The 16,101-nt window shown below is 61.5% G+C and carries 13 protein-coding genes; 4 read left to right on the top strand and 9 right to left on the bottom strand.

Annotation, left to right across the window (positions count from 1 at the left end):
- Nucleotides 1-5: 5 nt before the first annotated feature.
- Complete coding sequence (locus WDU96_RS05220; RefSeq protein ID WP_337337419.1) at nt 6-695, bottom strand: phosphatase PAP2 family protein; 690 nt, start codon at nt 693-695, stop codon at nt 6-8.
- Nucleotides 696-722: 27 nt separating this feature from the next.
- Entirely contained in the window at nt 723-2,069 is a 1,347-nt protein-coding gene (locus WDU96_RS05215) for a multidrug effflux MFS transporter (RefSeq protein WP_420063938.1), read from the bottom strand.
- A gap of 180 nt (nt 2,070-2,249) precedes the next feature.
- On the opposite strand from WDU96_RS05215, the gene WDU96_RS05210 reads away from it, so the two are divergent.
- Together WDU96_RS05210 and WDU96_RS05205 are read left to right on the top strand one after the other, a co-directional pair.
- Nucleotides 2,250-2,969: a DUF3105 domain-containing protein gene (locus WDU96_RS05210; RefSeq protein ID WP_337337418.1), complete on the top strand. Its 720-nt coding sequence runs from the start codon at nt 2,250-2,252 to the stop codon at nt 2,967-2,969.
- A gap of 10 nt (nt 2,970-2,979) precedes the next feature.
- Entirely contained in the window at nt 2,980-3,660 is a 681-nt protein-coding gene (locus WDU96_RS05205; protein ID WP_337337417.1) for a DUF305 domain-containing protein, read from the top strand.
- Nucleotides 3,661-3,717: 57 nt separating this feature from the next.
- On the opposite strand, the gene WDU96_RS05200 is transcribed toward WDU96_RS05205, so the two are convergent.
- The 3 genes from WDU96_RS05200 to WDU96_RS05190 all read right to left on the bottom strand — a co-directional run bounded on the left by WDU96_RS05200 (nt 3,718) and on the right by WDU96_RS05190 (nt 7,241).
- Nucleotides 3,718-4,692, bottom strand: coding sequence for a carbohydrate ABC transporter permease (locus WDU96_RS05200; RefSeq protein ID WP_337337416.1), 975 nt, complete (start codon nt 4,690-4,692; stop codon nt 3,718-3,720).
- Complete coding sequence (locus WDU96_RS05195; RefSeq protein ID WP_337337415.1) at nt 4,689-5,822, bottom strand: carbohydrate ABC transporter permease; 1,134 nt, start codon at nt 5,820-5,822, stop codon at nt 4,689-4,691. The genes WDU96_RS05200 and WDU96_RS05195 overlap by 4 nt, the downstream gene beginning before the upstream one ends.
- Nucleotides 5,823-5,933: 111 nt before the next feature.
- Nucleotides 5,934-7,241 (bottom strand): ABC transporter substrate-binding protein, encoded by a 1,308-nt coding sequence (locus WDU96_RS05190; RefSeq protein WP_337337414.1) that lies wholly within the window; start codon nt 7,239-7,241, stop codon nt 5,934-5,936.
- Nucleotides 7,242-7,497: 256 nt separating this feature from the next.
- Here WDU96_RS05190 and WDU96_RS05185 point away from each other — a divergent pair, with 256 nt between their 5' ends.
- A complete protein-coding gene (locus tag WDU96_RS05185; RefSeq protein WP_337337413.1) occupies nt 7,498-8,508 on the top strand; it encodes a LacI family DNA-binding transcriptional regulator in 1,011 nt (336 codons plus the stop codon).
- Nucleotides 8,509-8,625: 117 nt separating this feature from the next.
- On the opposite strand, the gene rplL is transcribed toward WDU96_RS05185, so the two are convergent.
- From rplL to WDU96_RS05165, 4 genes are all read right to left on the bottom strand, one after another.
- Nucleotides 8,626-9,006 (bottom strand): 50S ribosomal protein L7/L12, encoded by a 381-nt coding sequence (gene rplL / locus WDU96_RS05180; RefSeq protein ID WP_337337412.1) that lies wholly within the window; start codon nt 9,004-9,006, stop codon nt 8,626-8,628.
- A gap of 50 nt (nt 9,007-9,056) precedes the next feature.
- The gene (rplJ, locus tag WDU96_RS05175; RefSeq protein ID WP_337337411.1) at nt 9,057-9,545 is read right to left on the bottom strand and encodes a 50S ribosomal protein L10; all 489 of its coding nucleotides are present in this window, start codon (nt 9,543-9,545) and stop codon (nt 9,057-9,059) included.
- Between the two features lie 256 nt (nt 9,546-9,801).
- The gene (locus WDU96_RS05170; RefSeq protein ID WP_337337410.1) at nt 9,802-10,101 is read right to left on the bottom strand and encodes a Dabb family protein; all 300 of its coding nucleotides are present in this window, start codon (nt 10,099-10,101) and stop codon (nt 9,802-9,804) included.
- A 112-nt stretch (nt 10,102-10,213) separates the two neighbouring features.
- Nucleotides 10,214-15,223, bottom strand: a complete 5,010-nt coding sequence (locus WDU96_RS05165; protein ID WP_337337409.1) for an ExeM/NucH family extracellular endonuclease — start codon at nt 15,221-15,223, stop codon at nt 10,214-10,216.
- Between the two features lie 183 nt (nt 15,224-15,406).
- Between WDU96_RS05165 and WDU96_RS05160 the strand changes: the two genes are divergently transcribed.
- Nucleotides 15,407-16,075, top strand: coding sequence for a YqaJ viral recombinase family protein (locus tag WDU96_RS05160; RefSeq protein WP_337337408.1), 669 nt, complete (start codon nt 15,407-15,409; stop codon nt 16,073-16,075).
- Nucleotides 16,076-16,101 lie beyond the last annotated feature (26 nt).

Here is a 16,101-nt window from a genome sequence, read left to right as displayed (position 1 = left end):
TCAGCCTATGCGCGGCCCGTCAACGCCGTTGCGGTGCGCGCCCGGTCTTCAACAGCGAGCCTTGCCACGAACAGTGCCGCAACGATCAGTGCGGCACCCCCGCCCACGCACGCGCCACCGAGGGTGTCGCTGAGCCAATGTGCATGAACGTAGGTGCGGCTCAGTGCCATCAATGCCACCCACGCCGTTCCCACGATGAAGACCCACAAACGCGGAAAGATCACCAAGAAGGCCACCGACATCGTGGCGGCGTTCGCGACGTGTCCAGAGGGAAACGAACCGTGGTCCGACAGCACGATGATCTCTTCGGGCCGAATTCGACCGAACAGGTGCTTGAGGATCTGCACCAAGCCGGCTGAGAAGATGAGCGCCACCAGCAGGTAGAACGCTGCCCAACGGTGCCCTGCGACGAGCAACGCAAGTGCCGAACCGACGGGAACGACGAGCACTCCGAACCAGCCACCACCGACGAAATTCATGAACAGCGAGAAGCCGAGCATGAACGACGATTCCCAACTCACCACCAGGGTGTTCCACCACAAGTCGATAGCGAACGGCTCATCACCCAGAGAGAACGCCCACGCACCCAGCGCCGCTGCGGTGACCACGAGCACCAGTCCTGCCAGCACCAGCCAGAGTCGAGTGGCGTTTAGCTGCCGTCTGGCTTCGGGTTCTGTGAACGTCTCGTCGGTCATCGCCCTATTGTGCACAGGTTTCGCACGCTACGGCGCAAGGCGCTCCACCGTGCGCGGTCGAACGATAAACCACAGCGAGAGCACGGCGATCACTGCGCAGCCGACCATGACCGATGCCATGGTCGTGGCGGTGATGCCCGAGCCAACGGCAATCCAGCCCACGATTGGTGAGACGAGGCCCGCCACGCCGAAGTTCGCTGCGCCGACGATCGATTGCGCCGTTCCCGCTGCTTTGCCATGGCGGTCGAGTGCGAGCACCTGCGCGCAGGGGAACGTGAAGCCACAGCTTGTCATGAAGAAGAACAGCGGAATCATGGTGCCCCAGATGCCGAGGCCCAGGGAGTCGGCCAGGATGATGGCGGTGCCCGTGAGCGCGAGGGCTGCGGTCGAGAACGCCAGCACCCACTGAGGGCCGAAGCGCGCGGCCAGGCGAGATCCGATCTGCACACCAACCACGACACCGACGGAGTTGATCGCGAAAAGCACCCCATACTGCTGCGCGTCGAACGCGTACTCCTGCTGGAAGAGGAATGGCGAGGCTGAGAGGTAGGAGAACAGGCCGCTGAATGTCATCGCGCCGATGATGAGCACGCCAATGAACACGCGATCGGTGAAGACGCTTCTATAGCGCTGCCAGACCGTGGTTGAGCCCATCTCGTGACGTCGCTCGCGCGGCAGTGTCTCGGGAATGAACAGGGCGGCTGAGATCAACATCACGGTGCTGTAGACAGCCAGCACGAGAAAGATTCCCCGCCACGGCATGACAAGCAACAGCGCCGACCCCAGCAGCGGAGCAAGAACCGGCGCCACGCCCGTTACCAGTGCCATACGCGAGAGCATGACGACCAGACGTTTGCCCCCGAAAAGGTCGCGAATCACCGCCGCCGCGACCACACCGCCCGCGGCAGCGCCGGCTCCCATAAGCACTCGGGCGACGGTGAGCAGCTCAAGCGTCGGGGCAAGGGCGGCGGCGACACTTGCCACCACGTGAAGGGCGGTCACCGCGATCAGTGGGATGCGGCGCCCGACCTTGTCGCTGAGAGGACCGACCACCAGCTGACCCAACGCGAAGCCGATCATGGTGCCTGTCAGCGTGAGCTGGATGGCGGCCGCGGTGGTCTGAAAATCCTCTTCCAGCACGGGAAACGCTGGCAGATACAGATCGATTGTGAACGGGCCTAGTGCTGTGAGCGCGCCGAGCAGAATGATGTAGAGAACCCGGCGCCGAGTCGAGATCGAGTCTCCGGGATGCAGCACGATTGGCGCAGTAGCCGGGTTGTGCCCGAGGGCGCGGATCGCGTCGGTGTGCATCGCGGGCGCTCGCCGACCGTCGAGGGGTGCTGCTTGAGTGGGAATAGACGCGGTGTCGAGCAAAGAGAATCTACGTTTCAAAAGGAGAGGAGGAAAAATGGAGGTCGAATCGATTCGACACCTCCATCGTATCGGACGACCAACTTCGCCCTTCCCAGCTGGCACCATGTTTGGGGCGCATAGGATGACCCTGTCCCGACCCCGCCCGCACGACCCGACGGGCCCAACGAGCCGAGATCGCCCATGAGTTCGAAGTCCCCATCGTCGCCTGACAAACGTCAAAGCGGCAACCCCGCAAAGCAGGCCGACATCAATCTGTCCGTCAAGCAGCAACGCGAGGCAAAACGCCAAGAGAAGCTCGCGGAGTATCAGCGCCAAATGGCCAAGCGCAAGCGAAGCAAGCTGGTCTGGTGGATTGTCGGCGCAGCGGCCGCGATTGCTGTCGTCGCCCTCGTGGCAGCATCCGTCGTGTTCGCGCCTGACCCCCCTAAGAGCTACGACGCGGGCAGTGAGGGCGTTGAGATCGTGGGCGTCGAGGAATTCGCCCACACCACCACGCATGTGGAGGGCACCGTGGAGTACGATCAGTCGCCACCCGCCGGCGGGGAACACAACGCGATCTGGTTGAACTGCGGCGTGTACAGCGAGCCCGTGCCCAATGAGAACGCGGTGCACTCGATGGAGCACGGAGCCGTCTGGGTGACCTACGATCCCGACACCATCTCGGGTGAAGATCTCGAGACTCTCAAGGCGGAGCTCCCCTCGTCGTACGCCATTCTGTCTCCATACCCCGGCATCGATTCGCCGATTGCGCTCTCGAGCTGGAACCACCAGCTGAAGGTCGACTCGGTCGACGACGAGCGCATCGGCGAGTTCTTCGAGGAGTACTGGCGCAGTCAGAACGTGCCCGAGCCCACCGCGGTGTGCACGGGCGCACTCGACGCACCCGGCAAAGAAAGCTAGAGAGCTACGGGTGAACGTGCACGACACCTCACCGCCAGCGCCGCGCTGGCGATGGTGGATGGTCGCGCTCGCGGTGCTCGGCGTCATGAGTCTGGCCTTCGCCATCGGCCGATTCTCTACTTTCAGCGCAAGTAGTGTTGGCGCGTACCCCACCTCGTCGTCCGCTGAAGCAGGCTTCTCGCGCGACATGCAGGTGCACCACGCACAAGCCATCGAGATGGCCATGGAGATCTACCGCAAGACTGACGACGATGAACTGCGAATTCTCGCCTACGACATCGCAACTGGCCAAGCCGGGCAACGCGGTGAGATGTTCGACTGGTTGGTGCAGTGGGGGTTGCCGCAGGCTGGTGGGCCGATGATGGCGTGGATGGCGACCTCAGAAGCTGGCCACGACCATGGGGTACCCGCCGACGAGTCACTCACGGACGCCGAGGCGGAGGCAGCGATGGGTATGGCGTCGAGCGCAGAGCTCAGCGCGCTCTCGGCCGCTACCGGTCACGATGCTGACTGCTTGTTTCTCGAGTTGATGATTCGACACCACGAAGGCGCCATCCCCATGGCCGATGCGGTGGTGGAGCTTGGTTCCGACGCCCGCGTGCTCGAAGTCGCTGGTGCGATCATCGCTGGTCAAAGTGCCGAGATTGACGCCATGGAGTCCATCCAGGCCCGGATCGGCTGCTCAAGCTAGTTCACCGAGAGCAGCGCGGCACGCCCACGCCCGCGCACCACGCTGCCTCAGTGAATGTCACCCCTTGGTAGAGCCCGCGAGAAGGCCGCGCACGAAGTATCGCTGCAGCGAGAAGAAGACGATCAGCGGAACGACAATCGATACGAACGCACCCGCTGTGAGCAGTTGCCACTCGTTGCCTCGCGTACCAGTGATCTCGGCGAGCAGTTTCGTGATCGGCGCGACCGGGCCGTCGGCGAAGATCAGTGCCACCAGCAGGTCATTCCACACCCACAGGAACTGGAAAATCGCGAACGATGCGATCGCCGGCATGGTGAGCGGCAGTACGATGCGATAGAAGATCTGACCACGTGTGGCACCATCGACCCGAGCTGCTTCGATGATGTCGGCGGGAATCTGCGACATGAAGTTGTGCAGCAGATAGATGGCCAGCGGCAGCGCGAACATCGAGTGCGCAATCCACACCTGCGCGTAGCCGCCTGAGACACCCAGCGGCCCGGTGATCTGCACGCCCAGAATGTTGATTCCGCGCGAGAACGAGCTCAGTAGCGGGATCAATGCCATCTGAATCGGCACAATCTGAAGTGCGAACACGAAGATGAACAGCCAGTCGCGACCCTTGAAATCGATCCACGAGAACGCGTAGGCCGCGAAACAAGCGATCGCCAACGGCACGATCGTCGCCGGTATGGTGATGGCGATCGAGTTGACGAATGCGCCAGCCATGGTCAACTGCGAGTTGCCTGCCTGCAGCACCTGCACATAGTTGTCGATCGTCACCTCGGGGTCGGCGAAGAACGTCCACCATCCCGTCGTCTTGATCTGCGCTTCCGGGCGGAACGATGACACCAGCAGGCCGAAGGTCGGTATGGTCCACAGCAGCGCGATAACGATCGACGCGGCCGAGGCCCATGGGTTTGAGAGCGCCTTCTTGGTGCGACTCCAGATGCTCTCTGAACGACGCTCCCCGCGCGTAAGCTCTTCTCTCGTCTCGTCATCGACGGGAAGGTCGATTGGCATTACACCGCTCATCGGATCTCCTTCTGCAGGCGAATCTGTCGTGCGTTATAGATCACGATCGGCAAGACAAGCACGAACAGAATCACGGCAAACGCCGCTGACCGGCCAGCCTCAAACTTCGTGAACTGGGTGTACATCTCGTTCGCGATCACCGACGTGTCGAAGTTTCCGCCCGTCATGGTTCGAACGATGTCGAACACCTTCAGCGACGCAATCGAGATCGTTGTCAGCACCACAATGATCGCGGGACGGATCGCGGGAACCGTCACGTTCCAGAAGGACTGCCATGCGTTCGTACCGTCAAGTTCAGCAGCCTCGAGCTGCTCAGTGGGCACGCCCTTGATCGCGGCCGACAAGATGACCATTGCGAAACCGGTTTGCACCCAGATCAGCACGACAATCAGAAACAGCGTGTTCCATGGCGCTACCAAGAGCCACTGCTGCGGCTCCCCGCCAAACCAGACGACGATCTGATTCAGCAGACCGATCTGTTGGAATTCGGCCGCGCGATACTCGTACACGAACTTCCAGATGATGCTGGCGCCGACGAATGAGATCGCCATCGGCATGAAGACGAGCACCTTGTAGATCTTCTCGCCGCGAGTCTTGTCGATGAACACGGCGTATGCCAGACCCACCGCCGTCGAAACGGCGGGCGCGATCAGCACCCACACGATGGTGTTCGCGACAGTGCGAATGCCGTCGGGCTGTGTGAACACCCACACGAAGTTGTCGAATCCGATGAACTCCTTGCCAGAGGAGTTCATAAACGCTGCGACGAATGTCTGAATGGACGGGATGATGAGCCCGATCAGCAACAGCAACGCTGCCGGAGTCAAAAAGGCGATGAGCTGAATCAGGTAGCCCTTGCCCTGACGTGCGCGATAGTCCAGCAGGAACAGAATGGCGCCGACTACCGCAGCGGCTGCGGCCGCCCACCATGCCGAGTTGAACGCGACGAAAAGCACGACTGGAATCAGCACGCACATGGCGAGGCGAATCCAGTTATAGATCTTTCCTGGGCGTGGCGCGATGTCGATGAAGAAGAGGATGAGGCCTACCACCGCGAGGAACGCCACCACCACCAGGATTGCCTGGACTACCGGGGGGAAGGCTCCCACCCAGGTAAAGAAAGCGGTCATGTCGCTCCTTTCGAGTGCGACGACGGACTCAAGGGATGAATCCGAAACAAGAGAGTCACTGCGTGCGCAACACGAGCCGCCCCACACATGCGGGGCAGCTCGTGCGCGGCGCTAGCTAGGCCAGCCCGACTCAATCTGTTCAGTGACTTCGTTGACCGGCGTACCGCTGATCCACGAGACCATGCCCTTCCAGAACGTTCCTGCACCAACGGCACCCGGCATCAGGTCCGAAGCGTCGAAGCGGAATGTCGTGTTGGGGTCCTGCAGAATCTCGATCGCTTGCGACAGGATTCCCGAAGACGCACTCGAGGCGTCAAGCCCGGTGTTCGCCGAAATCACGCCGCCCAGTGCAACGCGGTTGTTTGCCCACTCGGGGCTAGACAGGAACTCGAGCACCTGCACGGTGTCAGCGTCGGAGTTGAATGCACCGACGATCTCGCCACCACCTGTGACGGCCGCGGCACCAGCCTCAACACCGGGCATGATGAATGCCCAGACGTCGCCGTCTTCAGCGACAGTTCCACCGGCATCCTCAATGAATCCCGAGTAGAAGGAAGCCTGGTGGTGCAGTGCGCAATCGCCCGAGACAAGCGCGCCCGCGGGATCGCCGAACTCAGTTGAGTTGATGGACTGCACATCACCGAAGCCGGCGTTCACGAGGTCTTCGTTCAGCAGGATCTCGCCAGCTGAGTTGAAGGCATCGACGATGGGAGCGTCGGTGAACGTAACCTCATTCGCGACCCACTGGTCGTAGACCTCAGGGCCAGACTCTCGCAGTACGTAGTCTTCAATCCAGTCTGTTCCCGGCCAACCAGTGGCATCGCCAGACCCGAAGCCGACACACCACGGTGAAGTGCCCGTCTCTTCTTGAATGGTGTTGGTGAGCGCCATCATCTCGTCAAGAGTTTCGGGAACGGTCACGCCCCATTCCTCGAACTTCGCGGGCTGGTACCAGATGAAGCCCTTGACGCTCGCCATCAACGGCGCGCCATAGAGGGTGCCGTCGACGGTGCCATAAGTAGCCCAGTCTTCGGTCCAGTAGTCCTCGACGTTCGCGACAACTTCTTCAGGAGCGGGCGCCAGGTAGTCGCGACTGGCGAGGTCAGCGAGAAGGCCCGGCTGCGGGAAGATGGCGATATCGGGTGGGTTGCCGCCCTGCGCGCGAATACCGATCTGCGACTCGAACTCTTTCGAGGCTTCGTACTGGATCGTGATTCCAGACTCTTCCTCGAAGTCAGCCCAAGATTCCTCGAGCAGCTCGGCTTCGGTGTCAGAGATAGTGCCGTAGACCGTGACGGTGTTGTCGCTCTCGGCGGCATCTGAATCGCCCCCGTCCGCACTGCAACCCGTTATCGCAAGTCCCACGACCCCCGCCAGGGCGATAGGCACCATCACACGACTCCGCTGTGATCTCACCATGTTTTTTCTCTCCTCGTTGAGTGTGTGGGCGACAGAGCCCGATCGACATGTGTTTGACGGCATCCTCGGGAACCGCTTCCAGGCAAAGCTACATTGCCAACACCCTGCGCACAACAAAATCGATTGTTACAACTCGGTAACTCGGTGAATTCCGACCCACGGCGAGCCGATGCAATCATGGAACCGGTTGCTGACAGACGCGTGCTCAGGTACGGTTTACGCATTCCCATCCACCTTCGATGACGAAAGCTGACGGATGAGCGGTATCGCCGATGTGGCCCTTCGTGCAGGCGTGTCTAAATCGACTGCCAGCCGCGCCCTGAGTGGTGCAGGGCATACGTCCGAGCGCACCCGCACCCGAGTTCTCGCGGCAGCCAGCGAGTTGGGGTACGTTCCATCGACCAACGCGGTCAGTCTTGCCACTGGGCGCACGCGCAACATCGGTGTGGTGATGCCTCGCGTCAACCGTTGGTTCTTCGCCGAAGTGCTCGAGGGCATTCAAGCCACTCTGCTCGCGCGGGGGTACGACCTCACGCTCTACGATGCCAAACCGGGGTCACCCGAACGAGCGCGAGTGTTCACCGAATTCTTCGCGCGCAAACGCTTCGACGGGCTCATCGCGGTCGGCATTGAGCCGGTCGACGATGAGATCGGTCAGCTGCAAGCGGTGGGCCGGCCGATCGTCAGCGTGGTCGGCGCGCAGGATCAGCCTGGCGTCGTAGGAATCGATGACGTGCGCGCGTCAAGGCGCGCGACCGAACACCTGCTGGGATTGGGGCATCGCAAGATCGCGTTCTTAGGCGCCGGAGATGCTGAGGTGTGGGCCAACGTCGACCGATTGCGACTGGAGGGATACCGCGCCGCGATGAGCGACGCGGGCCTCAGCGCGTCGATCCTGCACGTGCCGTCGCCAGTCACACTGCCCGGGGGCTACGCAGCGGCGGTTGATCTGCTCAGCGACGACCGACGACCGACAGCGATACTCGCGGTGTGCGACGAAGTAGCCATTGGCGCGATTATTGCCGCGCGGCGACTAGGCATCGCCGTGCCCGCATCGCTGAGTGTTGTGGGCATCGATGACCACGAGTTCGCTGAGATGTTCGCACTCACCACTCTGCGGCAAGAGCCGCAGGAACAAGGGGCCCTCGCCGCGCGGGTGCTGCTCGAGACACTGCAGCACCCCGACAATCCGACCCTCATCGAGCCGATGCCTGCACGGTTGATCGTGCGCAACTCCACAGCCTCCGTGGATCCGTCGCAGCTCTAGCGGATTGAACAGAATGCACGAAGCCCCGGATGCCTAAGCATCCGGGGCTTCGAAATAACCCGATCGGATCAACCGATCTGAGCGATCAGCGGACGCTCAACGAGCGCCCGCATCGGCTCACTTGAGGGTTACGGTCGCGCCTGCGGCCTCGAGAACTTCCTTGGCCTTGTCAGCGGCTTCCTTGCTTGCGCCCTCGAGCACAGCCTTGGGAGCGCCGTCGACAACAGCCTTGGCCTCGCCGAGGCCGAGCGAGGTGAGCTCGCGCACGGCCTTGATGACCTGGATCTTCTTGTCGCCGGCAGCCTCGAGGACGACGTCGAAGGAGTCCTTCTCCTCGACCTCTTCAGCTGCGCCTGCGCCGCCGGCGCCAGCAACGGCGACGGGAGCAGCAGCGGTGACGTCAAACTTCTCTTCGAATGCCTTCACGAACTCGCTGAGTTCAACGAGGGTCAGGTCGGCGAACTGCGACAGCAGTTCCTCAGTGGTGAGCTTCGCCATGATGTATCTCCTAGATAAATGGGGGTTTGTGTTGAGAAAAAGCCAGACGCTTACGCAGCGTCGGCAGTCTCGAGCTTCTCGCGAAGAGCATCGATGGTGGCCGCAGCCTTGCCCATCGTGGCCTTCATCATGCCCGCAGCCTTTGCAAGCAGAACCTCGCGGCTCTCGAGCGAGGCGTACTTGTTGATCTCGTCGGCGCTCAGGAGGTTTCCCTCGAAGACACCGCCCTTGATCACGAGATGCGGGTTGGCCTTGGCAAAGTCACGCATTGCCTTCGCGGTGGCGACGAAGTCACCGTGCACGAATGCGATAGCCGACGGCCCCTTGAGGTCGTCGTCCAGACCAGAGACGCCAGCGTTGTTCGCCGCGATCTTGGTCAGCGTGTTCTTCACCACGGCGTATTCCGCGTCCTGACGGATGCTGTTGCGCAGCTCCTTGAGCTGTGCAACCGTCAGACCGCGGTACTCGGTAAGCAGAACGGCGTTCGAGCTCTCGAAGTTCTTCGTAAGCTCGGCAACCGATGCATCCTTCTGCGCCATGGTCACTCCTTGTGTGTATGAGACGTTCCGCGGCAGCGGGGCGTCAGCTTCGGCATCCGGTCAGCTGATTTGTTCACGAACATCAAAAAAGCTCCGGCGCAAGCGCACGGAGCTGGATTCTCGAAGAGATTCATTTCGTACACCTGCGCGGGCCCCTGCAATGCAGTGCTTCAATCTTCGTTCGCTTGCGCGCACGATGATGACCGACGGTCTTTGGCTAACGTCAAGAATAAACGATCGAGCTCTCTCCGCCAAATCAAGGGCCGTCGACGAAGTCATACTCCTGAAACTCGGCGACTTCGGTGACCCAACGATTCGCAACGAAAGCGACGTGATCGGGGTGGTTGTTGTAGGCGTCGTACGCACTCTGATCTGCAAAGCTCATCGAGAACTGGTGGGTCAGTGCACTTTTCGCACTCACTTGCCGCGCGACAGCAAAATTCCGCACGCCCGGAATAGCGGCAAGAATATCGGGGCCAGCATCCAGAAATTCACTTTCTTCAGCGGAGCCCGCGGGGTGCATGAGGCGGAAGACAACGGTGTGCTGAATCGACATGACCCCATCTTGGCAGGTGCAGCGCACTGCCCTTGCTCTCGACGCTCGCGTGCACGAAGAAGGCCCCGCTCACCGCTTGAATGCAAACGATGAGCGGGGCCTTCCGTGTTGACTAGACCGCGCGACGTGCGGCGATAACCCGCAGTGTCACCCCGAGACCCAGCATCATCGCGAGCGCGATGAGAAGCGCACCGAGCTCACCGGCGTTGCCACCGGTCGCAGCCAGCGCGCCCCCGGCGCTGGTGTCGCCGGCATCGTCTGTGCTCGTCGCGACGTCGCCATCGGCGATCGTGATCGACTGCCAGCCGATCACCTCACCGGAGGCATCGAGCACGACAAGACGGTGTGTTCCCGTGACATCGGTGGGCAGCTGAACCGAAACAGTTCCGTCTGCGGCCACCTGCAACCAACCACCGCCCAGCTGCTGTGGCGTCGAGTGCAGCCACACGCTCACCCACTGGCCCGCGTACTTCGGGTCAAGACTGATCACGACGGTGCCGCCGGGCACGAAGTCGCCATCGAGCCCTGCAATGCCGTTCGCGTTCTGCGGGGTGAGATCACCATCTGCAACCGGAATTGCATCGGTGGTCGGCTTCGCCGATCCGCCCGTTGTGGGCAGTTCTCCCCCGGTGCCCGGGTCAGTCGGATCGGTCGGATCGGTCGGATCGGTCGGATCGGTCGGATCGGTCGGATCGGTCGGATCGAGAACTCCCACTACTGTCAGCGGAACAGTCACGACCGTGCCACTGACAGGTGCTGTGAGCGTCAACGTGGTCGCACCTGCTGCCGACTCAGGAACAACGAGTTCGATGGATGCTGCGCCCGCCGTCACTGCGAACGGGGCGTACGCCGTATCGCCGATGGTCGCCTCGACCGTGGTGTTCTCCGGGCTGCCGAGCGATGTCAGGTTAAGCCCTGAGACCTCGATCGAAAGCGTCTCACCTGCGTTGATCATCGAGGGAACACCGGTGACCTGAGCGCTACGGCTCTCGAAACTCGGGCTCACCGGCGAATTCGACTGAAGGTAGGCGATCCAGGCGTCACGATCGATGAGGCCCGAGTCCCGCGTGTTCGATCCCTGGGCCAAGGTAGAGAAGTTGTCTCCGCCCTGAAGCAAGAAGCTGAACGATCCGATGCGGTAGTCAGCTTCACGGTCGATCGGCTCACCGTCGATCCAGACACCTGTGATGTGCTCACCGCGGTCTGCGGTCGCGTCGAACGTGTAGCTGACGTTCTCTGACAGACCAAGAGCCAAGAAGGCACGGCTAGAGCCCTCGGGCTGCCATTGCTCTTCAAGTGCCGATATGAGCTGTGCACCTGTGAGCGTTGTCGTCCACAGGTTGTTGAGGAACGGCAACACGGCGTTTGCCTCGGCGTAGGTGATGACTCCGTTATCTGAGCCGTAGAGCATCTCGGCTCGAAGCCCGCCGGGGTTCACCATGGCGATCTCGGCTGCCCCGAGCTCGGGGTTTGAGAGGCTTTCGACGATCGCGTCTGCAACCAGGTTGCCCAGTGTCGACTGCGAGGTGCGGTCGTCTCGCGACCCACCGGTCCACATTCCGTCGACAAACGCGCCGCCGCTGAACGCGGTGGTGATGTCGGCGGTGACCGAGCCCACCTGAACACCGCCGACCACAGCTGCGTGCGCAAGAGCGTCGGCGACGATCGTCGACACTTCTTGAACGCGCGGGTAGGCGGCGATCAGGTCAGCATCACTGGTCGTTGTGCGAGCAACGGTGCGTGCCGTGTATGACTCAACGTCACCCGATTCAGCGTCAACCGTGAGAACGATCTGACCGATGTTCGAGCCGTAGTCACCGCTCTGAACAATTGGGCGTGTGCCCTCTTCGCCGGGGATCGGTGCGTCCCACACATACAGCTTGTGGGTGTGGCCGGTGAAGATGGCGTCGACGTCGCTCGACGTCTTCGTGACGATGTCAGCGAATGAACCGCCAGCAGCAACCTCTTCTTCAACAGTCGCGCCCTCAGCCGCACCGTCAGTAGCTCCCTCGTGGTATTCGGCAATGATGACGTCAGCCGTGCCCTCAAGTTCAGCTGCCACTCGGTTGACGGCCTCGACCGGGTCTCCGAAGTCAACCGAAGCGATGCCACCGGGGGTGACGAGCGTTGCGGTGTCTTTCGTCACCGCGCCGATCACGGCCACGGTGAGGCCATCGACCTCGAACAACTCATACTCCTGAAGAACGGGGTCGGTAGTGCCCTTGGCATAGATGTTCGCGCTGAGGTACGAGAAGTCTGCTGCGTCAGTCACCCGGCCTGTCAGGTCATCGATTCCATTGTCGAGCTCGTGGTTGCCCACGGCCGACGTTGCCAGTTCAAGTGCATTCAACACATCGATAGTGGGCTCATCACCCTGCGTTGAGGACGCAAATTCTGACGCACCGATGTTGTCACCTGCAGAAAGGAACAGGGTGTTGTCGTCGCCGTACTGTGCACGCAGCTGCTCCACGGTTCCCGCGAACTTCACGGTGTTCGAGTTGATGCGTCCGTGGAAATCGTTGATGTTCAACAAGTTGAGATCCACAAATTCGTCTTGTTCGGCGAAGTCAACACCCACCACGACAGGATCGTGGTCGCTCGAACGGTACGGTGACTCGTCGTAGAAGATCGTCGCGTTGTAGTTGTAACGGCTGTACTCCAGCGCGATCGATTCACCCGAGTTGATGTTCCAGATGTCTGCACCGGTCACAAGCTCATCTGCCGAAGCGGAGGCGAGAATGTGGTCAAGCGATCCGCTGGCACCGTCGAACGAGTATGTGTACTTTCCCGTCTTGGAGCCCTGGTCAACGTAACCCGCGCTGTAAAACACCTGCATCGGGTCTTCCTGCGTGTAGGCGTTGAAGTCTCCGATGAGGAAGACATCGTCAGTACCGACGTCGGCCTGCAGCGTATCTGAGAACTCGACGAGGGCGGTCGCCTGCGCAACGCGCGATGCGTTCGAGGCTCCCTGACCATCGCCCTGGTCGGCGTCAGCTCCCGTGCCCGATCCTTTCGACTTGAAGTGGTTCACGATTGCGATGAAGGTGTCAGCGTCACTCCCACCCGCGGGCTTGAACGCTTGAGCAAGCGGGTAGCGCGCGTTGCTGAACGCTGCGTCATCATCGATGACCGCGTCGCCCACGGTTTCAAGATCTGCTTTCTTGTAGATGAAGGCAGTGCGAATGACGTCTTCGCCCGTCGGCACGGTTTCGGGCGAACGAGCGTAATCCCATGCGTCCGAGCCAAGATCAGCATTCAACGCGTCGACGAGTTCTGCCACAGCAGCGTCGCGGTCGACGCCAGCGATGGTGGAGTTCTCGATTTCTTCGAGCGACACGACCTCAGCGCCCAGCCCGTTGATCGCTGCGACGATCTTGGCTTGCTGACGTGCAAGGTTTTCGTCGTTTGCAGCTCCGCGCACGGCTGCGGTTCCGGAGCACGAGTTCACCGTGATGTTGTTGCCGGCGCGGTCTGTGTAGTAACTGCACGATGAGCCGAGTGCTACAGCATCTGCGCCGGTGGTGGTGAAGTAGTTCAGCACGTTGAAGCTGGCGATCTGCACGTCGCCACCCACATCCGCAGGCGACGCGGTGCGAGTGTTTTCGAACGTTGCCGGCTGCACAGTGGTGGCGTTTTCTACCGTCAACTGCTGGGTGGGCTGGAAGTTCCACAGGCCGTAGCGGTAATCAACGATCACCGCTTGGGTGAACGTCGTCGAGGCACCGACGATGACCGGATCGGTGGTCGACAGGTACGGCAGCGGAATGCCTTTGTTGGCGGTCGAGTTGAAGTTCGTCGAGGCACCGTCATCGAGCGTGACGAAGCGCGCCGCGTTATCGGCGATGACGGCCTCGTACTCGGCGCTGCCGGGAAGAGCAACTTCAGTCGGGGTCAGCAGAGGTTCGACGCCTGAAGCCAGACCGATTGATCCGTAGTAGTTGGTGTCATACGTGTCGGTGACGGTGAACTCACCCTGAGGAGCAACAAGCATGCCCTCGAGCAACTCCCGCTCGTCGTCGGTCGCGGGCCATGCCACGGCTGCTGGGGTAACCGCCTCAACGGTGTCAGACAGCACGGTGACGTTCTCTGCGCTAGGTGAGAGCTGAGTCGCTCCGTTGTACTCAGACACGAGCCCGGTCACTTCGACATAGTCGCCGATGGCGACCTTCGCCGTCGCGGCAGAATTGTAGATGAACACGGCTTCGGATGCTGCGTGTGACGCGTCAAGGGCACCTCCTGTGCCCGGTGCCTGTACGTAGAAGCCGTTGTAGCCGCCAGTGGGGTACTCGGCTGTGACGACGCCTCGCGTCGTGACCGTTTGCCCTACCATCGGGCTTGCTGCGCCGGTTCCCTGAATGGCTGCGATCTCGACCACGACCGGTGCCGCGGTGGGAGTCGGAATGGGAGTTGCCGTCGCGGTAGGAGTTGCCGTCGCCGTGGGGGTCGGCGTCGGCTCCACACTTGAAGCGGATGACTGCGGAGTGACCGTTGCAACACTCGCAAAGTCGACGGAGTTGTTGTCGGTGTCTACGAAATCAGCGCGAGCGAGCGAGTTGGGCTCACTGTTGCCCCCGTTGACGGCGACGACTGCGCCTTCAAAAGTGTTCGACGTTCCATAGCCGATAAGGTCTGCGACCTCGGGGTTGTCAACGATCGACCCGATGGCAAGAGTGACAGACTCTGTCGTCTCCGCCAGGTAAAGGGTTCCTGAGGTGCCTGAGGCGCCAAGGGTGGCGTCAAACGCAAGGTCGGGAGTTACCGGCAACGCGGCCCCATTGGCGCCGTTGCCGTTCCACGCAACCAAGAAGTAGCCGCCTGGCTCGATCGTGCCTGCGAGTGGGTAGCTCACCGAAGGCCCCGCCGTACCGCTGGCTGAGCGGTATTGCACAGACCAGTCCGAGAGGTCTTGCGCAACGTCGCCAGCGTTGTACAGTTCAACGAATTTGTTCGTGTACGGCGCGTTTGCGCTTCCGCCCTTGAGGTATGCCTCATTGAAAATGACGTCAGCGTCGCCAGGCTCTGCGGCGAATGCCGATAGCGGCACTAACGCTGTGCCAACGAGTGCCACCGTGATACCGGCGGCGAGGCGACCAAGCAAAGGGCGCCGTCGAGAACTGGACATATGTCTCCTGATGAGTGTGATCGAATGATCGGAACCTCCAAAAGCTATGGCCGCGTTCATCCCGTAGCGTTTCCCGTGTGTGTCGCACTGATGAACAGTCGATGTGAGTTTCCCGCGGCACCATCTGCTGTGTTTCGAGCGTCGCAGGCGCACGGTGTCTACGCACCGAGTTAGTCTCGATTGGTGACCCCCGAACTCGCAGCCAGAATCGTCGCTGATTCTCGCGACCGAGTGGCGTGGATGCGAGCACGATCGCGTGGAATCACCGCGACAGATGTGGCATCCCTCACCTCCGAGAAGTCAATCGTGCGCGCCGCTGACTCGAAGCTCATGGGTTCGGGCTTCTCGGGCAACGCTTTCACCGCGCATGGCAAGGCGCGCGAGCCCGAGATCGCCGCATGGGTTGCCGCGACCCACGGCATCCAGCCTTCATCGGCACTTTTTCACGCCGTCGTCGAAAAGCGGCACCTCGCAACTCCCGACGGAATCATGATCGACTCCGCAAGTCGTGTCACTCTCGCCGAGATCAAAACGACGAACAAGTCGTGGCGCAGCGTGCCACGCACCTACCTCCGTCAGGTCTGGTGGCAACAGCACGTCCTCGGGGCAGAGCGCACGCTCGTGGTCTGGGAAGAGCACAACGACTTCGTTCCGGTGAGCGACGAACCCCGTTGCGTCTGGATCGACCGCGACGAGCGTGAGATCGCAAAGCTGGTCAGCCTCGCAACCTCGTTGATCGATGAGCTGTACCACCGCACCACAGGCCGACGGCCCGCAGCTGATGCCCCCAACGCAGCGCCTGTTGGCGCGCGTCAACCCTTCCGCTCGCTGGCACTTGTCGACCTGAGCTGACGCCGGCGGGCGCCTTCAACTCCTCC

Source organism: Microbacterium marmarense (assembly GCF_037204165.1).
Classification (GTDB): Bacteria; Actinomycetota; Actinomycetes; order Actinomycetales; family Microbacteriaceae; genus Microbacterium; species Microbacterium marmarense.
Note: the sequence above shows the minus strand (reverse complement) of the source record. Positions and strands in the feature narration are given on the sequence as shown.

Coding starts and splice junctions, on each gene's coding strand:
- WDU96_RS05220 (WP_337337419.1), bottom strand. CDS start 695: ATGACCGACGAGACGTTCACAGAACCCGAAGCCAGACGGCAGCTAAAC.
- WDU96_RS05210 (WP_337337418.1), top strand. CDS start 2,250: ATGAGTTCGAAGTCCCCATCGTCGCCTGACAAACGTCAAAGCGGCAAC.
- WDU96_RS05200 (WP_337337416.1), bottom strand. CDS start 4,692: ATGAGCGGTGTAATGCCAATCGACCTTCCCGTCGATGACGAGACGAGA.
- WDU96_RS05195 (WP_337337415.1), bottom strand. CDS start 5,822: ATGACCGCTTTCTTTACCTGGGTGGGAGCCTTCCCCCCGGTAGTCCAG.
- WDU96_RS05190 (WP_337337414.1), bottom strand. CDS start 7,241: ATGGTGAGATCACAGCGGAGTCGTGTGATGGTGCCTATCGCCCTGGCG.
- WDU96_RS05185 (WP_337337413.1), top strand. CDS start 7,498: ATGAGCGGTATCGCCGATGTGGCCCTTCGTGCAGGCGTGTCTAAATCG.
- rplL (WP_337337412.1), bottom strand. CDS start 9,006: ATGGCGAAGCTCACCACTGAGGAACTGCTGTCGCAGTTCGCCGACCTG.
- rplJ (WP_337337411.1), bottom strand. CDS start 9,545: ATGGCGCAGAAGGATGCATCGGTTGCCGAGCTTACGAAGAACTTCGAG.
- WDU96_RS05170 (WP_337337410.1), bottom strand. CDS start 10,101: ATGTCGATTCAGCACACCGTTGTCTTCCGCCTCATGCACCCCGCGGGC.
- WDU96_RS05165 (WP_337337409.1), bottom strand. CDS start 15,223: ATGTCCAGTTCTCGACGGCGCCCTTTGCTTGGTCGCCTCGCCGCCGGT.